Raw genomic sequence first — 23,388 nt, 5'->3', positions numbered from 1 at the left:
TTAATCGGGTTGCTCGAGTGATTTGATATAGTCGTAAATCGCCAGTTGCGACCGCACTTTGCGGCGGTTGCCGCGCGGTACATAGCGGTTACTGAGTTCTTTGTCGATATAGCGTGCTTTCACGGTATCGCTGAACAGAATCTCGATGATGTCGAGGATCTGCTGCTTCAGACGCGGATCCAGCAGCGGTGCCGCGACTTCAATACGGTAGTCAATATTGCGCGTCATCCAGTCTGCCGAAGAGAGATAGACCTGTTTATCACCCGCATTATCAAAAATATAGATCCGATCGTGTTCCAGGTAACGGTCAACAATGCTGATCACGCGAATATTGTCGCTGATGCCTTCCAGTTCTGGGATCAGCGAGCACATGCCGCGGATCAGCAGGTTAACCGGCACGCCTGAGCTGGACGCTGCATACAGCCTGTCCACAAGCCCTTTGTCGACAAGGTTGTTAAGCTTCAGCGTGATGCCGGACGACAGCCCTTTCTGGGCATTGGCGATCTCTTTATCGATCATATCGTACAGCAGGCGGCGCGAGTTCTGCGGCGAGACCAGCAGATAGTCAAAGCTCACCGGACGGTACGGGTTTTCGATAAAGTTAAAGACCCGGCGCACTTCGTTAGTGATGCGGGCGTCGGCGGTTAAGAGCGAGTAGTCGGTATAAATTCGCGCCGTTTTCTCGTTAAAGTTCCCGGTACCGATGTGGGCATAACGCACCACATCGTCTCCCTCTTTACGGGAGATCAGGAACAGCTTGGCGTGAATTTTCAGCCCCGGCGCGGAGAAGATGACGTGTACACCGGCTTCCGTCAGACGGCGCGCCCAGTGAATGTTGGCCTCTTCGTCGAAGCGCGCCTGCAGCTCAACCACCACGGTGACCTTTTTGGCGTTGTGCGCCGCGTGGATCATCGCATCGATGATGCGGGAATCTTTTGCCACGCGGTAAATATTGATTTTAATCGCCAGCACGCTCGGGTCGAACGAGGCCTGACGCAGCAGTTCCAGCACGTGCTCAAACGTGTGGTACGGATAGTAGAGCAGCACGTCACGTTCGCGAATGGCGTCAAATCCATTGCGGAATTTATCGAACCACAGATGGCGCAGGCGCGGCAGCGGTTTATTGACCAGATTGGCTTTGCCGACGTTCGGGAAGCCAATAAAGTCTTTAAAGTTGTGGTAGCGACCACCCGGCACGATGGAGTCATAGCGCGAAATGGTCAGTTTCTCGCGCAGCATCTCCACCATGGCGTCCGGCATATCGCGCTGATAGACAAAGCGAACCGGTTCGGCCGTCAGGCGCTGTTTCAGGCTGGAGGACATCAGCTCCATCAGGCTGGCTTCCATCTCGTGCACCAGGTCATATTCGGCGTCACGGGTCATCTTCATCGAGTAGGCGTTTAACGCATCGTAATCGAAGAAGCCTTTGAAGATGTCGTCCAGACAGTAGCGCAGGATGTTGTCCAGCAGGATCATCGGCTTGCGTCTGCGCGGGGTTTCCGGCGGCAGGTTCACAAAGCGCGGCACCTTGTCGGACGGGATCTCCAGCAGCGCGTAACGGATGGATTCACCGCGAATAATTTCCACCGCCAGGTAGGTGTAATCATCTTTCAGGAACTGAACCAGATCGGTTTCGCGGTTGATCAGAATCGGGGTAATGTGCTGGCGCAGATAGTGTTTGAAGTAGTGGCGCAGCCAGTTTTGTTGGTTAACGGAAAGCTGACGTTCGTTAATGAGGAAGATTTGATTGCGCGCCATCTCCAGCAGCAGTTCGTTATACAGGCCGTCAAATTCCTGATCGGCTTTCAGCACGCGGGACTGGATTTTACCCAGCAAATGCCGCGAGTGCGAGTTTAAGCCCTGTTCTTCACTGATGATGATGCGTCTTTTCAGCTCGGCAAAGCGAACCTTGTAGAACTCATCCAGGTTGTTGGAATAAATGCCCAAAAAACGCATGCGCTCGATCAGCGGGTTACTTTTGTCTGCCGCTTCCTGGAGTACACGTTCGTTGAATGCTAACCAGCTTAGCTCTTTCTCGATATATAACTTTTCCTGACCCATTACAGCTCACACTCCAGTTCAATCACAGGACGTGGTAAATCCGTCTCGTCCTTATTATGGCGAGCATTTCCACGATATGTCCAACAGTGCCAGAAAAGTATGACAGTTATTTTTTTTGTTGGGGATTTTAGAAGGTTGGAGAAGGGAATATCGGGTAATGCAATGAACAGGTCGGGTAAGCGCAGCAGCGCCACCCGACATAGCAAACTACTCTTCGGCCGCATAACCCTGCGGGGGTAACTTCACGCCGTCCAGCCAGGCTGCGCCGTCGCGCATCTCGAGACGCCCGTCGACAAACCAGCTGACCACCAGCGGGTAAATGGCGTGTTCCTGGGTCTGCACGCGTTCGGTCACGTCTTCTTCGCTGTCGCCGTCAAAGACCGGAACTTTGGCCTGCAGGATCACCGGGCCGCCGTCCAGCTCGTCGGTAACGAAATGCACGGAGGTGCCGTGCTCCTCATCGCCGTTTTCCAGAACCTGACGATGGGTGTGCAGGCCGGGATATTTCGGCAGCAGGGAAGGGTGGATATTCAGCAGACGTCCGGCGAAGTGTTCGACGAAGGCCGGGCTTAGAATACGCATATAGCCCGCCAGCACGACCACGTCCGGCGCGTAGGCATCAATCTCCTGAACCAGCTCGCGGTCAAAGGCTTCACGCCCGGCGAACTGGCTGGCCTCCAGCGCGTGCGCGGGAATGTTCGCTTCCCGCGCGCGCTCAAGGCCGAACGCGTCGGCCTTGTTGCTGAAAACTGCCCGAATGGTGCCATTGATTTTCTTCTGTTTGCAGGCGTCTATGATGGCCTGCAAATTGCTTCCGTTGCCGGAAATGAGCACCACGATGTTTTTCATTCAATGACCACGCGCTGTTCGGAATCGGAAGCTTTAATCGTACCGATTTTCCACGCGTTTTCACCTTTTTCAGTCAGCAGCTTAACCGCTTTATCCGCTTCGCTTGCCGGCAGGGCGATAACCATGCCCACGCCGCAGTTAAAGGTGCGGTACATTTCGTGAGAGCTCACGTTACCCGCGGTCTGCAGCCAGTTAAACACGGCTGGCCACTGCCATGAGGATTCGTCGATCACCGCCTGGGTGTTGTCCGGCAGGACGCGCGGGATGTTTTCCCAGAAGCCGCCGCCGGTCAGGTGAGCGATAGCGTGAACCTCGACGTTCTCGATAAGCTCAAGCACGTTTTTCACGTAGATGCGGGTCGGCGCCAGCAGATGGTCAGCCAGCGGTTTACCGTCAAGCTCGGTAGTCAGCGGATCACAACCGCTCACTTCGAGGATTTTACGCACCAGGGAGTAGCCGTTGGAGTGCGGGCCGCTGGAAGCCAGCGCGATCAGCACATCGCCATCGGCCACTTTGCTGCCGTCGATAATTTCTGATTTTTCTACTACGCCGACGCAGAAGCCCGCGACGTCATAATCTTCGCCGTGATACATGCCCGGCATTTCTGCGGTTTCACCACCGACCAGCGCACAGCCGGACTGCAGACAGCCTTCGGCGATACCGTTAATCACGCTGGCAGCGGTATCCACGTCCAGTTTGCCGGTTGCGTAGTAATCGAGGAAGAACAGCGGCTCTGCGCCCTGTACTACCAGGTCATTCACGCACATCGCGACCAGATCGATACCGATCGTGTCGTGACGTTTTAAATCCATCGCCAGGCGCAGTTTGGTGCCTACACCGTCAGTTCCCGAGACCAGAACAGGTTCACGATATTTTTGCGGCAGCGCGCACAGTGCGCCGAATCCACCCAGACCACCCATCACTTCCGGGCGGCGGGTTTTTTTCACCACACCTTTGATTCGGTCAACCAGCGAATTACCTGCGTCAATATCAACACCGGCATCTTTGTAGCTGAGAGAAGTTTTGTTGGTCACGGCTTAAATCCCCACGCGATTGCATAGCTAGTAAGAAAAATCGGCGCAATTCTAACAGTCCAGGCAAACGTTTGCGAGCCTATTCTGGACGTAGGGATCTTTTTTTCTGCGTACCTTGTGAATGCAGCCAAACTTGACTCTGTTCACGAAAATGAAACCGGTTTCTGAGAACTGCTTGCAACAGCTATGCCCTTTGCACATCATCGAACTGAAACCGGTTTCTGTAATTGTTTTTGCAGAAAATAACGCAGAATGAGGGAAAGCGAATGTCAGGATTTAAAGCAGATTTTCTGTGGGGCGGGGCCGTTGCGGCGCACCAGCTGGAAGGCGGCTGGAAAGAGGGCGGCAAGGGCGTGAGCGTCGCCGACGTCATGACCGCGGGGGCGCACGGCGTGCCGCGTGAAATCACCAACGGCGTGCTGGACGGGAAAAATTACCCTAACCATGAAGCCATCGATTTCTACCACCGCTATAAAGAAGACATCAAACTCTTTGCCGAGATGGGGTTCAAATGCTTCCGCACCTCTATTGCCTGGACGCGGATCTTCCCGAAAGGCGACGAGCTTGAGCCTAACGAGGCTGGCCTGAAATTCTATGACGATCTGTTCGACGAATGCCTGAAGTACGGCATCGAACCGGTGATCACTCTTTCTCACTTCGAGATGCCTTTCCATCTGGTCACTGAATACGGCGGCTGGCGCAACCGTAAGCTGATCGACTTCTTCGTTCGTTTTGCAAAAGTGGTGTTCCAGCGCTACCAGCATAAGGTGAAGTACTGGATGACCTTCAACGAGATCAACAACCAGGCTAACTTCCACGAAGACTTTGCGCCATTCACGAACTCCGGGCTGAAGTACGCGCCGGGTGAAGACCGTGAACCGGTGATGTTCCAGGCGGCGCACTACGAGCTCGTGGCCAGCGCCCTGGCGGTGAAGGCGGGGCGCGAGATTAACCCATCGCTGCAGATTGGCTGCATGATTGCCATGTGTCCTATCTACCCGCTGACCTGCGCGCCGGACGATATGATGATGGCGATGAACGCCATGCACCGCCGCTACTGGTTCACCGACGTGCACGTGCGCGGCAAGTACCCGCAGCACCTGCTCAACTACTTCGAACGTCGCGGCTTCGCGCTGGATATTACCGAAGAAGATAAAGCCGCGCTGACGCAGGGCTGCGTCGATTACATCGGCTTCAGCTACTATATGTCCTTCGCCACCAAGGCGACGGCGGACAACCCGCAGCTGGATTACGACGAAAGCAAAAGCCTGGTCTCCAACCCGTACGTGCAGAAATCCGACTGGGGCTGGCAGATTGACCCGGTCGGGCTGCGCTACTCCCTGAACTGGTTCTGGGATCACTACCAGCTGCCGCTGTTTATCGTTGAGAACGGCTTTGGCGCGATCGACGTACAGGAGAGCGACGGCACGGTTAACGATCAGTACCGTATTGATTATCTGGCTGCCCACATCAGCGAGATGAAAAAAGCGGTGGAGGAAGATGGCGTAGACCTGATGGGCTACACTCCGTGGGGCTGCATCGACCTGGTGTCTGCCGGAACGGGCGAAATGAAAAAACGCTACGGCTTTATCTTTGTCGATAAAGATAATGAAGGCAACGGCACGCTGAACCGCAGTAAGAAGAAATCGTTCGACTGGTATAAGCAGGTGATTGCCAGCAACGGAGAGCAGCTCTAAGCGCCGCCCGGCAGAACCCCGCAATTAAGCCGGAGCCCAGTCTCCGGTTTTTTTGTCTTTGCTTGATCCCTGTCAAGCAACATGGGTATGGCCTAATCTGAAAAAAGCGGTATAATCCCGCGATTTTTTTGCGGACGCCACCTCAGAGGAGAAAGAGAATGAAGATTGTGGAAGTGAAACACCCACTCGTTAAACACAAGTTGGGCCTGATGCGTGAGCATGACATCAGCACGAAGCGTTTTCGCGAACTGGCATCTGAAGTCGGCAGCCTGCTGACCTACGAAGCGACCTCTGATCTGGAAACCGAAAAAGTCACCATCGAAGGCTGGAACGGCCCGGTGCAGGTTGAGCAGATCAAAGGTAAGAAAATTACCGTGGTGCCAATCCTGCGTGCCGGTCTCGGTATGATGGAAGGCGTGCTGGAGCACGTGCCAAGCGCGCGTATCAGCGTGGTGGGTATCTACCGTAACGAAGAGACCCTCGAGCCGGTTCCTTACTTCCAGAAGCTGGTGTCTAACATCGACGAGCGCATGGCGCTGGTGGTTGACCCAATGCTCGCGACCGGCGGCTCAATGATCGCCACCATCGACCTGCTGAAAAACGCGGGCTGTAACAGCATTAAGGTGCTGGTACTGGTTGCCGCTCCGGAAGGGATCGCGGCGCTGGAAAAAGCGCACCCGGACGTTGAGCTGTATACCGCCTCTATCGACCAGGGCCTGAACGAGCACGGGTACATCATCCCGGGGCTCGGCGATGCCGGCGATAAGATCTTTGGTACGAAATAATCAAATAACGATAAATAAGCCGACTTTGATAGTCGGCTTTTTTTTGAATAAAACACCAACAATACTACACAGAGGAAAACACTATGACGCGCCGTGCTATCGGGGTGAGTGAAAGACCGCCGCTTTTACAGACTATCCCGCTTAGTTTGCAGCACCTGTTCGCCATGTTTGGCGCAACCGTGCTGGTGCCAATCCTGTTCCACATTAACCCGGCCACCGTGCTGCTGTTCAACGGCATCGGTACGCTGCTGTACCTCTTTATCTGTAAAGGCAAAATCCCGGCGTATCTCGGGTCGAGTTTCGCCTTTATCTCGCCGGTGTTACTGCTGCTGCCGCTGGGTTATGAAGTCGCGCTGGGCGGCTTTATCATGTGTGGCGTCCTGTTCTGCGTGGTGTCCTTCATTGTGAAGAAAGCCGGTACCGGCTGGCTGGACGTGATGTTCCCGCCTGCGGCGATGGGCGCCATCGTTGCGGTTATCGGTCTGGAGCTGGCGGGTGTGGCGGCGAATATGGCCGGCCTGCTGCCTGCTGACGGTCAGTCACCGGATTCCAAAACCATTATCATCTCGCTGGTAACGCTGGGCGTGACGGTGTTTGGCTCCGTGCTGTTCCGCGGCTTTATGGCGATTATCCCGATCCTGATCGGCGTGCTGGCGGGCTATGCGCTCTCCTTCGCGATGGGCGTGGTGGACACCACTCCGATCGCTCAGGCGCACTGGTTCGCCCTGCCAACCTTCTACACGCCGCGCTTCGAATGGTTTGCTATTTTCACCATTCTGCCTGCGGCGCTGGTAGTGATTGCGGAGCACGTCGGCCACCTGGTGGTGACGGCGAACATCGTTAAGCGCGATTTAATCCGCGACCCGGGCCTGCACCGCTCCATGTTTGCGAACGGTTTCTCCACCATCATTTCCGGTTTCTTCGGCTCGACGCCAAACACCACCTACGGCGAGAACATCGGCGTGATGGCGATTACCCGCGTCTACAGTACCTGGGTTATCGGCGGCGCGGCGATTATCGCCATTCTGCTCTCCTGCGTCGGTAAACTGGCGGCAGCGATTCAGATCATTCCGGTGCCGGTAATGGGCGGCGTTTCTCTGCTGCTGTACGGCGTGATCGGCGCCTCCGGTATTCGCGTGCTGATTGAATCCAAAGTGGATTACAGCAAGGCGCAAAACCTGATCCTGACCTCCGTTATCCTGATCATCGGCGTGAGCGGTGCGAAGGTGCACATTGGTGCGGCCGAGCTGAAGGGCATGGCGCTGGCGACCATCGTCGGCGTGGGCCTGAGCCTGATCTTCAAGCTGATCTCGGTCATTCGCCCGGAAGAAGAAATTCTGGACGCGGACGAAAGCGAAAAAGCGTCACATTGATCGTATTACCGGGCGAGGGATCGCCCGGTTCTCTCCTTGCAGGTTCCGTGTTAAACTCCATTCCGATTTTACGTAGGATCTCTGGTTGAGGTATTTCTGAACGGACCGGCACAGCTCTCTCTGCCACTCTATCTCCCTGACGACGAAACTTTTGCGAGTTTCTGGCCGGGTGATAACCCCTCTTTACTGGCTGCACTGCAAAACGTGCTGCGCCAGGATCACAGCGGATACATCTATATCTGGTCACGCGAAGGCGCGGGGCGCAGCCATCTGCTGCATGCCGCCTGCGCGGAGCTTTCGGCGCGCGGTGATGCGGTAGGCTACGTGCCGCTGGATAAACGCACCTGGTTCGTACCTGAGGTGCTGGAGGGAATGGAACATCTCTCGCTGGTCTGCATCGATAATATCGAATGCGTGGCGGGGGACGAGCCGTGGGAAATGGCGATCTTTAACCTCTACAACCGCATTCTGGAATCGGGTAAAACCCGACTGCTGATCACCGGCGATCGTCCACCGCGTCAGCTCAATCTGGGGCTGCCGGACCTGGCGTCTCGTCTGGACTGGGGGCAAATCTACAAGCTCCAGCCGCTGTCGGATGAAGATAAGCTTCAGGCGTTACAGCTGCGCGCAAAGCAGCGCGGGTTTGAGCTGCCGGAGGACGTGGGGCGTTTCCTGCTCAAGCGTCTGGATCGCGAAATGCGCACGCTGTTTGACACGCTCGATCAGCTCGATCGCGCCTCCATTACCGCCCAGCGCAAGCTGACCATTCCGTTTGTGAAAGATATTCTCAAGCTGTAGTTGTGCCGGGTGGCGGCTAAAGATCTCCCATCAGGTGTTCAACCAAAAGTGGAATTGGTCTTCCCGATGCCACGCTCCTGCCGCTCTCTCGCCACAGCGCCGTACCGCTGATATCCAGATGCGCCCACGGAATGGTCGGTGGGCAGAAGTGGTGCAGCAGCCACGCCGCCGAGGCGCTGATCGCCGCATTGTTGGTCGGCGTGTTGCACAGATCGGCAATGGCGCTGTCGGTCTGTTTTTTCAGCCGCGCGTCCAGCGGCAGGGACCACACTTCATCGCCGCTCTGCTTACCCGCCAGCGTCAGCGCCGCGCGCAGCGGTTCATCCTGCGTCATCAGCCCGCTCAGCTCATACCCCAGCGCCTTAACGACCGCACCGGTTAATGTCGCCATATCAATAATATAGCGCGCCTGCGGATGGCGCTGGCTGGCCCAGGCGATGGCATCCGCCAGCACCAGTCGGCCTTCGGCATCGGTATTGTTGATTTCAACCGTGGTGCCATTGCAGGCCGTCGCCACCGTGCCGGGCTGCATGGCGTCCGGGCCAATGGCGTTTTCCGCCAGCGCCAGCACGCCCATGATGCGTACGGGCAGCGCCAGCTCTGCGACGGTCAGCATCAGGCCCAGCACGTTAGCCGCACCGCACATGTCGTATTTCATGGTGTACATGCCCGCGCCTTCCTTCAGCCACAGGCCGCCGGTATCGAAGGTAATGCCTTTACCCACATAGCAGCGCACCGGGCCGTCGTTGACACCGTCATAATGAAGAGCCAGCAGGCGCGGCGGACAGGTCGCCCCTTTGCCAACGGCGTGCAGCAGCCCCAGACCCTGCTCAGCAATAGCCTTTTCGTTCAGCACTTCGCAGCGCAGGGCGGGGAAGGCGGCACAGAGCCTTTGCGCCTGTTCCACCACAAACTGCGGCGTGCAGCGATCAGACGGGATATCCGCCAGACGTCGCGCCGCGACCATGCCGTGGGCGATGGCCTGCTGCTGGCGGAAGATCCCCTCCAGTTTTGCCTGCTGTTCCGGCAGGCAGAGGGCGGTAATGTGCGTAAGGCGCACCGCCGATTCATCCGTTTGCTTCAGCTTCAGGTCGCTCAGCCTGTGCGCCTGATTAAAGAGAAAGCGCAGCACCTGCGCCAGCACCACATCGTCGATATCGGTAACGTCCAGTATCAGCTCGGGACTGGCGGGCGAGGCCAGCAGCGGGCGCAGCGCCGTAAGCAATCCTTCGGTCAGGCTGTCCAGCCAGAGGGCATCCGGCAGCAGGGTGATCCGGGCAAACGGGGCGCAGCCAAAGCGGGTATCAGCGATGCTGGCAGACTCGCGCATTTCCGCGACAAGCGCCGTTTCGGGTAGGTACGTACAGGAGGCGGCCGCAATCAAATGGCTTTGCGGAGCCGCGTCGGAAAGCGCACTGATAAACTGATACGTAATCATCATGACTCCTCAATCGGCGCGCGGATCCGCGCGGCATAGGCCTGCATCCACGCATCGTCTACCGGGTGATAATGCGTTTTCTCCCGCAGGCGTTCGGTACGAAAAACGGTGAGGGGCTGGCGAGCTGTCGCCACCACAAACGAGAAGGTTTTGATGTTGGTGGCGGCCCCGAATTCGCCCCTGTTGTTCATGCACACCACGGAGAGATCGCCCGCGCGGCCAAAGCGCGACATCAGCTTATCTTCCAGCTCGAACACCATCGAATCCGCCGCCTGCTGCGGCGTCATACCCTGCGCCATGCGGCGGACAATTTCGTAGCTGGTGCACCCTTTCATCAGATCTTCACCGACGCCCGTTGCGGTGGCAGCGCCGGTTTCACTGTCGCAGTAAAAGCCGGAACCAATAATCGGCGAATCCCCGAGTCGGCCGCGCTTTTTCATGAACAGGCCGCTGGTGGAGGTGGCGACGCTCATTGACCCCTGTTTATCGAGGCCGATAACGCCGACGGTGTCATGCCCGTCGTAAGGGCTTAAGCCCTTATCCAGCGTCTCGCGGCAGCGTTTGCGGTAGTGCTGCATGGCGCGCTCGGTGAGCATAGTTTTGTCGGCAAAGCCCTGGCTCAGCGCCCATTCCCGCGCGCCCTGGCCGACCAGCAGGCTGTTGTAGCGCTGGCGGCTAAGCGCCTGCGCCACGCGCACCGGGTTGGCGATATCCACCAGGTTGCCCACGGCGCCAAACGCCAGCGTATCGCCGTCCATGTAGGCGGCGTCCAGCTCCACTTCGCCATTTTCGGTGGGCAGCCCGCCGTAGCCGACGGATTTATAAAACGGAAAGTCTTCGACGGCGGCGACGGCATCCACCACCGCTGCAGAGACTGGTTTACCCGCAGCCAGCGCAGACGCAGACTCCGTAACGCCTTCAAGCGCCATTCTCCAGGTCGCGATAATTCCCCACATGCTTTACTCCTGTTTTGCAAGGGTGGTGTCGGTTTGCGTAACGGTGGCCATTTCCGCCGCGCGGTACTGTTTGTCCACGATACGCATAAAAGGCAGGTACAGCATGGCGCCAATCAGCAGATTGATAAGCTGCATGACGCTGCCGCTCAGGTGTCCGGTGACGATAAAACCGCTGATGACCGGCGGCAGCGTCCAGGGAATAAACACCCCGGTGGTGACGGCAACCGCGCCAATCTTCATCGCCGCATACTGCACGGTGACCAGCACCAGCGGCACCAGGTTGAACGGGATAAGCATGATCGGGTTCATGATCACCGGCAGGCCAAACAGGATCGGTTCGTTGATGTTAAACACCGACGCTCCGGCGCCGAGGCGCGCCACTTCACGCATGTTTTTGCTGCGGGCGAAAATCAGCATCGCAATCACCAGCGACAGCGTGGCCCCCGCGCCGCCCATCCAGATCATGTCAAAAAACTGTTCAGTGATAATGTGCGGCGGCGTCGTGCCTGCCTGAATCGCGGCGATGTTGTCGGTCTGGTTCTCCATCCACAGCGGGCGAATGATGCCGTTGATCATCGAGCCGGAGTTAATGCCCACTGACCACAGAATGGTGATACTGAATACCGTCATCAGCGCGCCAAAGTAAGAGGTGCCGTAGTGGCGCACCGGCGTGGCAACCACTTCGTAAATAAACTGGTGGATGGTGTTGTAGTGGGTGTTTTCAAACACGATGCGGATACCCAGCACCAGAATCATCACCAGCAGGGCCGGGATCAGCGCGGCGAACGACTCCTGCACCGCCGGAGGCACGCCGTCCGGCATTTTGATCACCAGTTTTTTGCGCTTGAGCCAGCAGAACAGCTCCGTCCACAGCAGGGAACCAATCATCGCTACGAACAGCCCTTTGCTGCCAATCCACTCCACCGGAATGACGGTAATACCGCCGTTTTCCGCCACTTTGATAAAAGGCGTCAGGATGAGAAAGGCGACCAGCGCCAGGATACCGCAGGAGATGCGGTCTTCACCGTAGTGTTCCGCCAGGCGGAAGGCGACCAGGAAGCTGATGAACAGCGACATGGTGGAGAACACCGCGTTGAAGGGGATTTCAATAATGGCGCTCCAGCTCTCACCAAAGGCCTGAGACATAAACTGCTGGTAGGCTTGATTCGGGAACGACGAAATCACCAGCAGAATAGAGCCGACGATGATAAACGGCATGAAGGACACGTAAGCGCCGCGAATGGCCCCGAGATGACGCTGCTGGGCCGTTTTGGCCGCCAGCGGCATCAGTTTTGCTTCAAGAAATCCCAGAACATTGTTCATTGTGAACTCCGTACAAGATTGAGGGGTGTTGTTTGTGTTATGTCTTAGGATTATCAGTGAAGCGCGGCGAGCGAAAGGTGAAATCGGTCACAAAGCAATCGCTGGTGTAGTATAAATCTCATAAGATTGGTTCTGAGGATCCTGCGATGGAAATTAAACTGCATGCTAATGCCACCACGACGCCGCGCATCCGTCGCTATCTTCAGCAGTCAGATAAAAGCGACAGGGAGCTGGCTACCGAGCTGGGCATTTCGGTCACTACCGTCAGGCGCTGGCGCAACCGCGACCAGGTTTCGGATAACCACACGACGCCAAAAGTGATACACAAAGCATTGAGACAGGAACAAGTTGCGCTGGTCAATGCCCTGCGGGATATCACGGGCGCCCCGCTGGACGAACTGCTGCAGATGGTCAATAGCGGATTCGGGATCGCCGTGTCCCGCGCGACCCTGAACCGCTACCTCAAACCGGCTTCGATAAAGCAGAAGGGCGCGACGTTGCGGGGAAAAAAGGCGCTGAAGGCAGGTATCGTGCCGCAAAAACTCCTTTTACATCATCAGCCTCTGTCGCTGCATATGGACGATGGCGGAGAACAGTATCTGCTGTGGGCGCGTGAACCCGTGAGTGGCTGGTGCTACGCCCGGCTGTACGCGGGCATTTCTCCGCAGCTGCTGGCCCGCTGGGCGAACGACGCGCTGGAAGCCTGTCCGGCTGATATTCAATCTGTTGAGACTTTTGGTTTTGAGGTGAAGCTTGAGGAGCGTAATACCACCGTAACGGTGCATCCGCAGCAGTACCGCACCGTTCAGGTTGATCTGCCGCTATGTGAAATCATCCCACGTCTGAACAGCGAACCGGCAGGCGAGCTGTTGATCCAGCTGTGCGAATTTTACAACCGCGGAAAAGCGCAGAAAAAGCTGGGAGAGAGTACGCCGCAGGCCTTTCTGGAAGCGCTGCGGCATAAGGACTAGAGGATCTCGAGCACGTCTTCCGGCGGGCGTCCAATGCGCGCCTGGCCGTTCGCCACCACAATCGGGCGCTCAATCAGCTTTGGATTTTCAACCATCGCCTGGATCAGCTCAGCCTCGGTGAGACGGCTGTCATCCAGGTTAAGCGACTTATACAGATCTTCTTTCTGGCGCATCAGCTCTCTTGCACTGCCCATTCCCAGCATGTGCAGCAGCTGGCGGAGGGTTTGCGCGTCAGGTGGGGTGTCGAGGTACAGCACCACTTCCGGCTCAACGCCGTTAGACTTCAGCAGGCTCAGGGTGTCGCGGCTCTTGGAGCAGCGAGGGTTGTGATAAATTTTTACGGCGTCTGTCATGACGTGAATTCTCCTTTATTACATCTTCTCGTACGGCTTAAAGCGCTGCTGCAGGCCGCGCAGCTGATCGATACGCGCGTCGTAACGGGCCTGCTGTAGGCTGCCGAGCTTGACCTGCGAGCTGGCGCTGCTGAGCGCGGAAATCGCCTGATCGAGACGGCCCACCAGGGCAAAACCTTCGGCACGCGCCGCCAGCTCCTGATCGCGATTGCCAAGCTGCGCTTGCGCCTGAGCGAGCAGATCCCAGCCGTTTTGATCGTCTTTATTATTAAAGGTGTAGCGGTTCAGAATGGTCGCCGCTTCGCCAGGCTGGCCGCCCTGTAAGTAAGCGTTCGCCAGGTTAAGCTGCAGCACCGGGTTGGTACGGACGTCTTTCGCCCCTTTCAGACGGTTAATCGCATCGGCCGTTTTCTTCTGCCCCAGATCGATATCCGTCGAGAGATCGAGATACCACGGGTTGTTCGGGTCGGCGGCCAGGAGCGGTTGCAGCGCTTTACGCGCCTCGTCGTATTTGCTGGCTTCCATCGCCTGGAGCGCCTGACCATACTGCGCGGCGTTTTTCTCACGCACGTTGCCTTTCGCCAGGGTATCCAGCAGGTCGCTGGTGAGCTGGTTACGCCCGGAATTGTACATTCCAAGCGTTCTCACTTTCGCCATGTAGAAATCCTGCGAAGACTGGACCACCACCGGACGCATCTGGTTGGCACGGTTACGCGCGTCCGACAGTCGGCTTTCCGGCAGCGGGTGAGTGAGCAGAATTTCCGGCGGACGGGAAGAGTAACGCGCCTGATCGAGCAGTTTTTCCAGGAAACTCGGCATGGCCTGCGGGTCAAAGCCCGAACGCTGCAGCACCTGAATCCCGATGCGGTCCGCTTCCTGTTCGTTTTGCTGGGTAAAGCTGATCATCCCCTGGCGCGTTCCCGCCAGCGTACCGGTCAGAGCCGCCATCCCGGCCTGCGGGCTGGCCATCGCCAGCAGAATAGAGCCCAGCGCGCCCACCCAGGTGAGGGGGGCGTTACGTTTCTGGTCTTCCATCGCTCGCGCCAGGTGGCGCTGGGTAACGTGCGAAATTTCGTGCGCCATCACCGAGGCCAGCTGGCTTTCGTTGTCAGAGTAACGGAATAATGCCGAATGCAGCACCACGTTACCGCCAAAGAAGGCGAAGGCGTTGATTTCGTCATTATTGATTAAATAGAAATGGAAGGGCGTTTTTACCGAGTCGGCGTGCGCCACCAGACGCATTCCCAGCCCGTTGATGTACTGTACCAGCAAAGGGTCGTTGATCAGCGGGGCGCTGCCGCGCAGCTGGCGAACATAGTAATCCCCCATTTGCATCTCTTGCCCAATAGAGAGCGTGCTTCCTGCTGTGGTGCCCATGTCCGGCAATGAATCGGACGAGTCAGCAAAAGCGGGCAACACCTGACCGACCGTCACCGCGGCAATCAGCGTTGCAACCAGTGTTTTTCTCAACTGCCTGAACATAACCACTGTCCTGTATGTTGGATGTGCTAATTTGACCGATGAACCGGCATAACGTTCATCTCTGCTGCTCTGCGAGTGTAGCCGTGTTACAGCATGAAGAAAATCCCATTCATCAGGCTTTTGCGGATTACGATCGGGATACAAAAAGCGAAAGTCTTTTTTGTGACAGTTAGATACAATTCACCGTCTCACTCCCGCCATTCGATTCAGGGAAGGGTTGTATGCTCGAAATGTTAATGCAGTGGTACCGGCGTCGGTTCAGCGACCCGGAAGCCATTGCTTTGTTGGTTATTCTGGTTGCCGGGTTCGGTATTCTGTTCTTCTTCAGCGGCCTGCTCGCTCCCCTGCTGGTGGCGATCGTGCTGGCGTACCTGCTGGAGTGGCCGACGGCGCGCCTGGAGCATATCGGCTGTTCCCGCCGCTGGGCGACCAGCATTGTGCTGGTGCTGTTTGTCGGCATCCTGCTGTTGATGGCCTTTGTGGTGATGCCGGTCGCCTGGCAGCAGGGCATTAACCTGATCCGCGATATGCCCGGCATGTTGAATAAACTCTCTGATTTTGCCGCCACGCTGCCGCGCCGTTACCCGGCCCTGATGGATGCCGGGATTATTGACGCGATGGCCGAAAATATGCGCGCCCGCATCATGACGATGGGCGATTCGGTGGTGAAGTACTCTCTGGCCTCGCTGGTCGGGCTGCTCACGCTGGCGGTTTACCTTGTGCTCGTGCCGCTGATGGTCTTCTTCCTGGTGAAAGATAAAGATCAGATGCTCAACGCCGTGCGCCGTATTCTGCCGCGCAACCGCGGGCTGGCAGGGCAGGTCTGGGAAGAGATGAACCAGCAGATCACCAACTACATTCGCGGCAAGGTGCTGGAGATGATTGTCGTGGGGGTAGCTACCTGGATTGGCTTCCTGATTTTCGGCCTGAACTACTCGCTGCTGCTGGCGGTGCTGGTCGGATTTTCGGTTTTGATCCCCTACATCGGCGCGTTTGTGGTGACCATTCCTGTTGTTGGCGTCGCGCTGTTCCAGTTTGGGCTGGGGACAGAGTTCTGGAGCTGCTTTGCGGTGTACCTGATTATTCAGGGCCTGGACGGTAACCTGCTGGTACCGGTGCTGTTCTCTGAAGCGGTGAACCTGCATCCGCTGGTGATTATCTTATCGGTTGTGATTTTCGGCGGGCTGTGGGGATTCTGGGGCGTGTTCTTTGCGATTCCGCTGGCGACGCTGATCAAAGCCGTGGTCCACGCGTGGCCGGATGTGCCGGCGGTGGAAGAGAAGTAGGTTTTGTGAGGCCTGATGCCCTCACTCCGACCTTCTGGGGAAAACACGAAAAACGGCAACCTGGGTTGCCGTTTTGCTGTTTATCAGGCGCTTGCTTTCAGCCAGTTCAACACCACGTCGTGGTGGTTGCTGGTTTTGAAGTCGTCAAACACATGTTCAACTTTACCGTCAGCGTCAATCAGGAAGCTGATGCGGTGAATACCGTCGTAGGTTTTACCCATAAACGTCTTTTCGCCCCAGACGCCGAACTGCTCGCACACCTGATGATCTTCATCGGAAAGCAGCGTGAAGTTCAGTAGCTCTTTTTCAGCAAATCGTGACAGCTTTTCTGGTTTATCCGTGCTGATACCCAGCACTTCCACGCCGACTTTTTTCAACTCGTCCATGTTGTCGCGTAAGCCGCAGGCCTGTACGGTGCAGCCGGGGGTCATGGCTTTCGGGTAGAAATAGACCAGAACACGCTGTCCCTGGAAGTCGGTCAAATTTACTTGCTCGCCGTCTTGATCCGGTAAGCTAAATTTCGGTGCGATGTCACCGGCTTTCAGTGGGTTCATTACTCAACTCCATCCTGTTCGTGCTGCGAATAATTGACGACGCTTATACTGCCCTGCGCGTTTAATTCTGTACAGAGGGCTTTGAACGCTTGCTCGATATTTGACGCATCCTGTGAGGCAGGGCTGTGCGCGGTAATTTGAATAAACAGCACCGGAAGACCATGGTCATCGCTTGTCTGCGTACGGGAAACCAGTTCGGCAATATTCATCTGATGATTGTCAAAAAGCGCGGTGAAACGCTCAATCAGATGCGGTGAATCAGGCACTTCAACCTGCACCCAGACGGTAGAAGGCAGTGCCGGACGCGGACGCGCAGTGGTGCGCTTCATGACAATCAGCAAATCCAGTTCGGCCCCCTTCAGCGGCAGGGTCGATTCAATCAACGTAATGGCGTTCCATGTCCCGGAAAGCAACATAATAAATGTGAACTCTTCGCCAAGCATCGCCAGACGGCTGTCTTCGATATTACAGCCGCAGCTGCTTACGTGACGGGTGATGGTGTTCACGATACCCGGCCTGTCGGCACCCAGCGCAGTGATAACCAGGTAATGTTGTGATGAGGTTGTCAAACCTGTTCTTCCTTTGCATGGTTAAGTCTTCCTAAGGAAAGCATAAAAAAAACATGCATACAACCGCCTGAGAGCCTCAGGTCGCTTGCTTTTATTACAGTTCCAAACGTAACATTGAGGCTCTTGTTCGCACAGAGGATGGCTCATGTTCACGGGAAGTATTGTCGCGCTTGTAACACCGATGGATGAAAAAGGTAACGTCTGCCGGTCAAGCATGAAGAAGCTCATTGATTACCATGTCGCCAACGGAACCTCGGCGATCGTTTCGGTAGGGACTACCGGTGAATCCGCAACGCTGAGCCACGACGAGCACGGCGATGTGGTTATGCTGACCCTGGAACTGGCTGACGGACGTATTCCGGTTATCGCGGGCACAGGCGCGAATGCAACCGCAGAAGCGATCAGCCTGACCAAACGTTTTAACGACAGCGGCATTGTTGGCTGTCTGACGGTGACCCCTTATTACAACCGTCCTACTCAGGAAGGTTTGTTCCAGCACTTCAAAGCCATCGCTGAACATACTGACTTGCCACAAATTCTGTATAATGTGCCGTCCCGTACCGGTTGCGATATGCTGCCGGAAACCGTTGGTCGTCTCTCGGAAGTAAAAAATATTATCGGTATTAAAGAGGCGACAGGGAACTTAAGCCGCGTTCATCAGATCAAAGAGCTGGTTTCAGACGACTTTATCCTGTTGAGTGGTGATGATGCGACCGCGCTGGACTTTATGCAGCTCGGTGGCCATGGCGTGATCTCCGTAACGTCAAACGTTGCGGCGCGCGATATGGCTGAAATGTGCAAACTGGCCGCAGCCGGTCACTTTGATGAAGCGCGCGTCATTAATCAGCGTCTGATGCCGCTGCACAATAAATTATTTGTCGAACCCAATCCGATCCCAGTGAAATGGGCATGTAAGGAGTTGGGGCTTGTAGCAACCGATACGCTGCGTCTGCCAATGACACCGATTACCGACCACGGTCGTGACATCGTCAGGGCGGCGCTGAAGCATGCCGGTTTGCTGTAGAGTTTAGGGAGATTTGATGGCTTATTCAGTACAGAAGTCGCGCCTGGCGAAGGTTGCGAGTGTTTCGCTTGTTATGCTGCTCGCTGCCTGTAGTTCAGATTCGCGCTACAAGCGCCAGGTGAGCGGTGATGAATCCTATCTGGATGCGACCCCGCTTGCTGAACTTCACGCACCGGCTGGTATGATCCTGCCGATTCAGAACGGCGATTATAATATTCCCGTGACCAACGGCAGCGGCCCGGTCGGTAAAGCGCTTGATATTCGTCCGCCAGCACAGCCTCTGGCGCTGGTCAACGGGGCGCGTACCCAGTTCACCGGTGATACGGCGTCTCTGATGGTTGAGAGCGCGCGCGGTAGCACGCTGTGGCCGCAGGTTGTCAGCGTCATTCAGTCGAAGAACTACACCATCGATAAACGCGATGACGCCAGCCAGACGTTAACCACCGACTGGATCGAATGGAACCGTCTGGATGAAGACCAGCAGTATCGCGGTCGTTATCAAGTCTCCGTTAAACCACAGGGTTACCAGCAGGCGGTTAACGTTAAGCTGTTGAACCTGGAGCAGGCGGGTAAACCGGTTGCGGATGCCGCGTCCCTGCAGCGTTACAGCACCGAAATGCTGAACGTCATTGCCGCAGGTCTGGATAAGACCGCTACCGATGCCGCCAACGCCGCGCAGAGCCGCAACGGCGCGACCTTCGATGTGCAAAGCGGTGCGGATGATACCGGCCTGCCAATGCTGGTGGTGCGTGCACCGTTTAACCAGACCTGGCAGCGTCTGCCAGCGACGCTTGAAAAAGTGGGCATGAAAGTGACCGACAGCACGCGTTCAACCGGCAGCATGACGGCAACGTATAAGCCGCTCTCCGACAGCGCATGGCAGGAACTGGGCGCGAAAGATCCTCAGCTTGCCTCCGGTGACTACAAGATTCAGGTAGGCGACCTTGATAACCGCAGCAGTCTGCAGTTTATCGATCCAAAAGGTCATACGCTGACCCAGTCGCAGAACGATGCGCTGGTCGCTGTCTTCCAGGCAGCATTCAGCAAATAAATACGAGGGCTGGTGAATCCAGCCCTTTTTATTTTAGTGCCACGCAAACGTGTGCGTGGCATAATATCCCCAGTTTTGAACACAAATCATCACACCAGGAGTAATGAAGATGCAGAAGCAAGCTGAGTTGTATCGTGGCAAAGCGAAGACCGTATACAGCACGGAAAACCCGGATCTGTTGGTGCTCGAGTTCCGCAATGATACGTCAGCAGGGGATGGCGCACGCATTGAGCAGTTCGATCGTAAAGGCATGGTGAACAACAAGTTCAACCACTTCATTATGACCAAACTGGCCGAAGCGGGCATCCCGACCCAGATGGAAGCGTTGCTGTCCGATACGGAATGTCTGGTGAAAAAACTGGATATGGTTCCGGTTGAGTGCGTTATTCGTAACCGCGCGGCGGGCTCCCTGGTGAAGCGTCTGGGCATTGAAGAAGGTATCGAACTGAACCCACCGCTGTTCGACCTGTTCCTGAAAAACGACGCGATGCACGACCCTATGGTCAACGAATCCTACTGCGAAACCTTCGGCTGGGTGAACCAGGAGAACCTGGCGCGCATGAAAGAGCTGACCTACAAAGCCAACGACGTGCTGAAAAAACTGTTTGATGACGCGGGCCTGATCCTCGTCGACTTTAAGCTGGAGTTTGGTCTGTTCAAAGGCGAAGTGGTGCTGGGTGATGAGTTCTCACCGGACGGTAGCCGCCTGTGGGATAAAGAAACCCTGGATAAAATGGACAAAGACCGTTTCCGTCAGAGCCTGGGTGGCCTGATTGAAGCGTACGAAGCGGTTGCTCACCGTTTAGGCGTTAAGCTCGACTAACTCCCTCACTTGCCAAAGGATGTTCCCATCCTTTGGCGTCTTACCCTTGTTTCCTATGGTAATCTTGCCGTTAACCGCCTACGATCATAGCTATTATAAATGGAATAGTTCGAGGTGGTTATGCGCTGGCAAGGGCGTCGTGAAAGTGACAATGTAGAAGACAGACGCGGTGATGGCGGCGGCGGTCCTTCAATGGGGGGACCTGGCTTCCGGTTACCCAGCGGCAAGGGCGGGATAATCCTGCTGATTGTCGTGCTGGTTGCGGGGTATTACGGCGTCGATCTCACTGGTTTAATGACCGGTCAGCCGCTGCAACAGCAGGAGCATTCTCAGCGCTCCATCAGCCCGAATGAAGATGAAGCGGCCAAATTTACCTCCGTTATTCTCGCCACAACAGAAGACACCTGGAGTCAGCTGTTCGAAAAGATGGGGCGTACCTACCAGCAGCCGAAGCTGGTGATGTACCGGGGGGCAACCCGCACCGGATGCGGTACCGGGCAATCTGTGATGGGACCGTTCTACTGCCCGGCAGACGGCACCGTCTATATCGATCTCTCTTTTTACGATGACATGAAACGCAAGCTTGGCGCTGACGGTGATTTTGCCCAGGGCTACGTGATCGCGCATGAAGTCGGCCATCACGTGCAAAAGCTGCTGGGGATTGAGCCTAAGGTGCGCCAGCTCCAGCAAAATGCGTCTCAGGCTGACGTGAACCGCCTTTCCGTTAAAATGGAGCTGCAGGCCGACTGCTTCGCGGGCGTCTGGGGTCACAGCATGCAGCAGCAGGGCGTGCTGGAATCGGGCGATCTTGAGGAGGCATTAAATGCCGCTCAGGCTATCGGTGACGACCGCCTTCAGCAGCAGAGCCAGGGGCGCGTCGTACCCGACAGCTTCACTCACGGTACCTCACAGCAGCGGTACACCTGGTTTAAACGCGGCTTCGACAGCGGCGATCCGGCGCAGTGTAATACCTTCGGCAAAGCGATGTAATGCTGGCGTTTGAACAGCTGATAAGCGAGCTTGAGCGCACCGGCCATCGTCGGCTGGTGGTGCTCAGCGGTGAGGCGCAGTGGACGTTAACCCAGGCGCTGGCCCTGCGTGATGCCTTGCCCGGAGACTGGGTAAGGCTTGACGAACATCCTTCAAAAGCCATCAGCGGCCTGCTGGGACGCGAGTTCCGGCATGCCGTTTTTGACGCCAGCGCCGGGTTTGATGTAGCCGCATTTGCCGCCCTGAGCGGAACGCTTAGCGCCGGAAGCCTTCTGGTGCTGCGGGTTCCGCCGCTCGACGCGTGGCCCGGGTTGCCTGACAGCGATTCACTACGCTGGAGCGACAGCGCCGAAGCGATAGCCACGCCGCATTTTGTCCACCATTTCTGCCGGACGATTGACGCCGATCCCGACGCGATTGTCTGGCTTCAGGGCCGCGCGTTTTCCCTTCCGCCTTTACCCGACGCGCCAGACTGGCAGCCTGCCAGCGGCGCCCCACAGCGCGAGCAGGCTGAGATCCTGGATGTGCTGCTGGGGATGCCGGGTGGCATTGTGGCCGTCACCGCCGCGCGCGGGCGCGGAAAATCAGCCCTGGCGGGCATGTTGCTGAACCGCATTGCGGGCAGCGCCGTGGTTACCGCGCCGTCGAAGGGGGCGACGGATATCATCGCCCGCTTTGCCGGAGATCGTTTTCATTTTATGGCCCCGGACGCGCTGCTTGCCTCTTCACGCCAGGCTGACTGGCTGATTGTCGATGAAGCTGCTGCTATCCCCGGACCTCTGCTGGAAAAGCTGGTTGCCCGTTTCCCTCGCGTGCTGTTGACCACCACGGTGCAGGGCTATGAAGGGACGGGCCGGGGATTCCTGCTTAAATTCTGCGGTCGGTTTACCGGGCTGCAGCGCTACAGCTTATCTACACCGGTACGCTGGGCGGCGGGCTGCCCGCTTGAGCGGGTCGTCGCCAGCGCGCTGCTGTTTGACGACACGCTGATCGACCGACGTCCGGAAGGGGAGGTGCGTTTAACGTCTTTGACGCCGACTGAATGGGAAAGCCGCCCGGCGCTTGCGGCGAGCGTATACGAGCTCCTCTGCGCGGCGCATTATCGCACCTCGCCGCTCGATTTACGCCGCATGATGGACGCGCCCGGGCAGCAGTTTTCCGTTGCCGAGACGAATCCCGTTATCGCCGGGGCGCTCTGGCTGGTGGAGGAGGGCGGGCTCTCACCTGAGCTTAGCCGCGCCGTTTGGGCAGGGTACCGGCGTCCGCGCGGTAACCTGGTGGCGCAGTCTCTGGCGGCGCACGGCGGCTCTCCGCTGGCGGCGACGCTCAGAGGACGACGGGTGACCCGCATTGCCGTCCATCCTCACCGTCAGCGGGAAGGGATTGGCCAGGCGCTTGTTCGCGGCGCCAGCGGTGAAGATTATCTTTCGGTGAGCTTTGGTTATACCGATGAGCTGTGGCGTTTCTGGCAGCAATGTGGGTTTGTTCTGGTGCGGATGGGCAGCCATCGTGAAGCCAGCAGCGGCTGCTACACCGCGATGGCGTTGCGGCCGCAGAGCGAGGCCGGGCGTCAGCTATGTGAAAAGGCGCAGCAGCGTCTGAAGCGCGATGCGCGGGTGTTATCGGCCTGGAACGGTGAAAAGATCCCCGTGGAAGACGGCTGGGAAGCTACCCTTAATAATGACGACTGGCTGGAGCTGGCGGGGTTTGCGTTTGCACACCGGGCGTTTTCAACCTCGGTTGCCGCGCTGACGCGGCTGTTGTTAGCCGTGGACATGCCGCTTCCGGCCCTGCGTGGGAAAATGGACGGAAAAACGGAAGACGTCGGGCGAAAAGCGTTGCTGGCAACGTTGCGAAATGAAACCGCGCAAGCGCTTGAAAGCCTTGATTATCCGCACTGCCAGCAGTTGAAAGAAGACATTTTGCAATGGCAATTTTTTCAATGACTTCTTCAGTAAAGTGGCATGGTCA

Annotated in this window: 21 protein-coding genes; 11 read left to right on the top strand and 10 right to left on the bottom strand. The window is 56.8% G+C overall.

Going from position 1 to position 23,388, the window contains the following annotated elements:
- The 3 genes from ppk1 to purM all read right to left on the bottom strand — a co-directional run bounded on the left by ppk1 (position 1) and on the right by purM (position 3,944).
- The gene (ppk1, locus tag LA04_RS18400; RefSeq protein ID WP_033146179.1) at positions 1–2,061 is read right to left on the bottom strand and encodes a polyphosphate kinase 1; all 2,061 of its coding nucleotides are present in this window, start codon (positions 2,059–2,061) and stop codon (positions 1–3) included.
- 207 nt (positions 2,062–2,268) lie between these two features.
- Positions 2,269–2,910: a phosphoribosylglycinamide formyltransferase gene (purN, locus tag LA04_RS18395; protein WP_032643559.1), complete on the bottom strand. Its 642-nt coding sequence runs from the start codon at positions 2,908–2,910 to the stop codon at positions 2,269–2,271.
- On the bottom strand, positions 2,907–3,944 hold the full coding sequence (gene purM, locus LA04_RS18390; protein WP_047652654.1) for a phosphoribosylformylglycinamidine cyclo-ligase: 1,038 nt from the start codon (positions 3,942–3,944) through the stop codon (positions 2,907–2,909). Before purM ends, purN begins: the two co-directional genes overlap by 4 nt.
- A gap of 266 nt (positions 3,945–4,210) precedes the next feature.
- Between purM and LA04_RS18385 the strand changes: the two genes are divergently transcribed.
- From LA04_RS18385 to LA04_RS18370, 4 genes are all read left to right on the top strand, one after another.
- Positions 4,211–5,641, top strand: a complete 1,431-nt coding sequence (locus LA04_RS18385) for a 6-phospho-beta-glucosidase (protein WP_047652653.1) — start codon at positions 4,211–4,213, stop codon at positions 5,639–5,641.
- Between the two features lie 158 nt (positions 5,642–5,799).
- Entirely contained in the window at positions 5,800–6,426 is a 627-nt protein-coding gene (gene upp / locus LA04_RS18380) for a uracil phosphoribosyltransferase (protein WP_023308769.1), read from the top strand.
- A gap of 83 nt (positions 6,427–6,509) precedes the next feature.
- The gene (uraA, locus tag LA04_RS18375; RefSeq protein WP_047060720.1) at positions 6,510–7,799 is read left to right on the top strand and encodes a uracil permease; all 1,290 of its coding nucleotides are present in this window, start codon (positions 6,510–6,512) and stop codon (positions 7,797–7,799) included.
- A gap of 96 nt (positions 7,800–7,895) precedes the next feature.
- Complete coding sequence (locus tag LA04_RS18370) at positions 7,896–8,597, top strand: DnaA inactivator Hda (RefSeq protein WP_211438414.1); 702 nt, start codon at positions 7,896–7,898, stop codon at positions 8,595–8,597.
- Between the two features lie 16 nt (positions 8,598–8,613).
- On the opposite strand, the gene LA04_RS18365 is transcribed toward LA04_RS18370, so the two are convergent.
- From LA04_RS18365 to celB, 3 genes are read right to left on the bottom strand one after another with little or no spacing between them, the layout of a single operon-like run.
- The gene (locus LA04_RS18365; RefSeq protein ID WP_047652652.1) at positions 8,614–10,035 is read right to left on the bottom strand and encodes a leucyl aminopeptidase family protein; all 1,422 of its coding nucleotides are present in this window, start codon (positions 10,033–10,035) and stop codon (positions 8,614–8,616) included.
- Positions 10,035–10,991, bottom strand: a complete 957-nt coding sequence (locus LA04_RS18360; RefSeq protein ID WP_047652651.1) for a N(4)-(beta-N-acetylglucosaminyl)-L-asparaginase — start codon at positions 10,989–10,991, stop codon at positions 10,035–10,037. The genes LA04_RS18365 and LA04_RS18360 overlap by 1 nt, the downstream gene beginning before the upstream one ends.
- 3 nt (positions 10,992–10,994) lie before the next feature.
- On the bottom strand, positions 10,995–12,314 hold the full coding sequence (gene celB, locus LA04_RS18355) for a PTS cellobiose transporter subunit IIC (RefSeq protein WP_024907562.1): 1,320 nt from the start codon (positions 12,312–12,314) through the stop codon (positions 10,995–10,997).
- Between the two features lie 146 nt (positions 12,315–12,460).
- Between celB and LA04_RS18350 the strand changes: the two genes are divergently transcribed.
- On the top strand, positions 12,461–13,285 hold the full coding sequence (locus LA04_RS18350; RefSeq protein WP_047652650.1) for a helix-turn-helix domain-containing protein: 825 nt from the start codon (positions 12,461–12,463) through the stop codon (positions 13,283–13,285).
- Here the strand turns inward: LA04_RS18350 and arsC are convergent.
- Together arsC and bepA are read right to left on the bottom strand one after the other, a co-directional pair.
- On the bottom strand, positions 13,282–13,638 hold the full coding sequence (gene arsC, locus LA04_RS18345) for an arsenate reductase (glutaredoxin) (RefSeq protein ID WP_023308762.1): 357 nt from the start codon (positions 13,636–13,638) through the stop codon (positions 13,282–13,284). The genes LA04_RS18350 and arsC overlap by 4 nt on opposite strands.
- An 18-nt stretch (positions 13,639–13,656) precedes the next feature.
- A complete protein-coding gene (gene bepA / locus LA04_RS18340) occupies positions 13,657–15,120 on the bottom strand; it encodes a beta-barrel assembly-enhancing protease (protein WP_047652649.1) in 1,464 nt (487 codons plus the stop codon).
- A 221-nt stretch (positions 15,121–15,341) separates the two neighbouring features.
- On the opposite strand from bepA, the gene LA04_RS18335 reads away from it, so the two are divergent.
- Positions 15,342–16,406 (top strand): AI-2E family transporter, encoded by a 1,065-nt coding sequence (locus LA04_RS18335; protein ID WP_047652648.1) that lies wholly within the window; start codon positions 15,342–15,344, stop codon positions 16,404–16,406.
- A gap of 83 nt (positions 16,407–16,489) precedes the next feature.
- Here LA04_RS18335 and bcp read toward each other — a convergent pair whose 3' ends face one another.
- Both bcp and LA04_RS18325 read right to left on the bottom strand, forming a co-directional pair.
- Entirely contained in the window at positions 16,490–16,960 is a 471-nt protein-coding gene (bcp, locus tag LA04_RS18330; protein WP_032659360.1) for a thioredoxin-dependent thiol peroxidase, read from the bottom strand.
- Complete coding sequence (locus LA04_RS18325) at positions 16,960–17,529, bottom strand: glycine cleavage system transcriptional repressor (RefSeq protein WP_033146171.1); 570 nt, start codon at positions 17,527–17,529, stop codon at positions 16,960–16,962. The genes bcp and LA04_RS18325 overlap by 1 nt, the downstream gene beginning before the upstream one ends.
- A 145-nt stretch (positions 17,530–17,674) precedes the next feature.
- Here LA04_RS18325 and dapA point away from each other — a divergent pair, with 145 nt between their 5' ends.
- The 5 genes from dapA to LA04_RS18300 all read left to right on the top strand — a co-directional run bounded on the left by dapA (position 17,675) and on the right by LA04_RS18300 (position 23,363).
- Positions 17,675–18,553, top strand: coding sequence for a 4-hydroxy-tetrahydrodipicolinate synthase (gene dapA / locus LA04_RS18320; RefSeq protein ID WP_033146170.1), 879 nt, complete (start codon positions 17,675–17,677; stop codon positions 18,551–18,553).
- 16 nt (positions 18,554–18,569) lie between these two features.
- Entirely contained in the window at positions 18,570–19,604 is a 1,035-nt protein-coding gene (gene bamC / locus LA04_RS18315) for an outer membrane protein assembly factor BamC (protein ID WP_023308756.1), read from the top strand.
- Between the two features lie 109 nt (positions 19,605–19,713).
- Positions 19,714–20,427 (top strand): phosphoribosylaminoimidazolesuccinocarboxamide synthase, encoded by a 714-nt coding sequence (gene purC / locus LA04_RS18310; RefSeq protein ID WP_032659350.1) that lies wholly within the window; start codon positions 19,714–19,716, stop codon positions 20,425–20,427.
- A gap of 120 nt (positions 20,428–20,547) precedes the next feature.
- A complete protein-coding gene (ypfJ, locus tag LA04_RS18305; protein WP_047652647.1) occupies positions 20,548–21,417 on the top strand; it encodes a KPN_02809 family neutral zinc metallopeptidase in 870 nt (289 codons plus the stop codon).
- Entirely contained in the window at positions 21,417–23,363 is a 1,947-nt protein-coding gene (locus tag LA04_RS18300; RefSeq protein ID WP_047652646.1) for a tRNA(Met) cytidine acetyltransferase TmcA, read from the top strand. The genes ypfJ and LA04_RS18300 overlap by 1 nt, the downstream gene beginning before the upstream one ends.
- Positions 23,364–23,388 lie beyond the last annotated feature (25 nt).

This window comes from Enterobacter sp. UCD-UG_FMILLET, from assembly GCF_000762975.1.
In the GTDB taxonomy this organism is placed as follows: domain Bacteria; phylum Pseudomonadota; class Gammaproteobacteria; order Enterobacterales; family Enterobacteriaceae; genus Enterobacter; species Enterobacter dykesii.
The sequence above is the reverse complement of the archived record's forward strand: the minus strand, read 5'-3'. Positions and strand labels throughout refer to the sequence as shown.

What these genes read in the sequence shown, in the direction of transcription:
- LA04_RS18385 (WP_047652653.1), top strand. Translation starts at nt 4,211, where the DNA reads ATGTCAGGATTTAAAGCAGATTTTCTGTGGGGCGGGGCCGTTGCGGCG.
- LA04_RS18360 (WP_047652651.1), bottom strand. Translation starts at nt 10,991, where the DNA reads ATGTGGGGAATTATCGCGACCTGGAGAATGGCGCTTGAAGGCGTTACG.
- dapA (WP_033146170.1), top strand. Translation starts at nt 17,675, where the DNA reads ATGTTCACGGGAAGTATTGTCGCGCTTGTAACACCGATGGATGAAAAA.
- LA04_RS18300 (WP_047652646.1), top strand. Translation starts at nt 21,417, where the DNA reads ATGCTGGCGTTTGAACAGCTGATAAGCGAGCTTGAGCGCACCGGCCAT.
- purC (WP_032659350.1), top strand. Translation starts at nt 19,714, where the DNA reads ATGCAGAAGCAAGCTGAGTTGTATCGTGGCAAAGCGAAGACCGTATAC.
- bamC (WP_023308756.1), top strand. Translation starts at nt 18,570, where the DNA reads ATGGCTTATTCAGTACAGAAGTCGCGCCTGGCGAAGGTTGCGAGTGTT.
- ypfJ (WP_047652647.1), top strand. Translation starts at nt 20,548, where the DNA reads ATGCGCTGGCAAGGGCGTCGTGAAAGTGACAATGTAGAAGACAGACGC.
- LA04_RS18335 (WP_047652648.1), top strand. Translation starts at nt 15,342, where the DNA reads ATGCTCGAAATGTTAATGCAGTGGTACCGGCGTCGGTTCAGCGACCCG.
- LA04_RS18350 (WP_047652650.1), top strand. Translation starts at nt 12,461, where the DNA reads ATGGAAATTAAACTGCATGCTAATGCCACCACGACGCCGCGCATCCGT.
- purN (WP_032643559.1), bottom strand. Translation starts at nt 2,910, where the DNA reads ATGAAAAACATCGTGGTGCTCATTTCCGGCAACGGAAGCAATTTGCAG.
- LA04_RS18365 (WP_047652652.1), bottom strand. Translation starts at nt 10,035, where the DNA reads ATGATTACGTATCAGTTTATCAGTGCGCTTTCCGACGCGGCTCCGCAA.
- ppk1 (WP_033146179.1), bottom strand. Translation starts at nt 2,061, where the DNA reads ATGGGTCAGGAAAAGTTATATATCGAGAAAGAGCTAAGCTGGTTAGCA.
- arsC (WP_023308762.1), bottom strand. Translation starts at nt 13,638, where the DNA reads ATGACAGACGCCGTAAAAATTTATCACAACCCTCGCTGCTCCAAGAGC.
- upp (WP_023308769.1), top strand. Translation starts at nt 5,800, where the DNA reads ATGAAGATTGTGGAAGTGAAACACCCACTCGTTAAACACAAGTTGGGC.
- celB (WP_024907562.1), bottom strand. Translation starts at nt 12,314, where the DNA reads ATGAACAATGTTCTGGGATTTCTTGAAGCAAAACTGATGCCGCTGGCG.
- bcp (WP_032659360.1), bottom strand. Translation starts at nt 16,960, where the DNA reads ATGAACCCACTGAAAGCCGGTGACATCGCACCGAAATTTAGCTTACCG.
- bepA (WP_047652649.1), bottom strand. Translation starts at nt 15,120, where the DNA reads ATGTTCAGGCAGTTGAGAAAAACACTGGTTGCAACGCTGATTGCCGCG.
- uraA (WP_047060720.1), top strand. Translation starts at nt 6,510, where the DNA reads ATGACGCGCCGTGCTATCGGGGTGAGTGAAAGACCGCCGCTTTTACAG.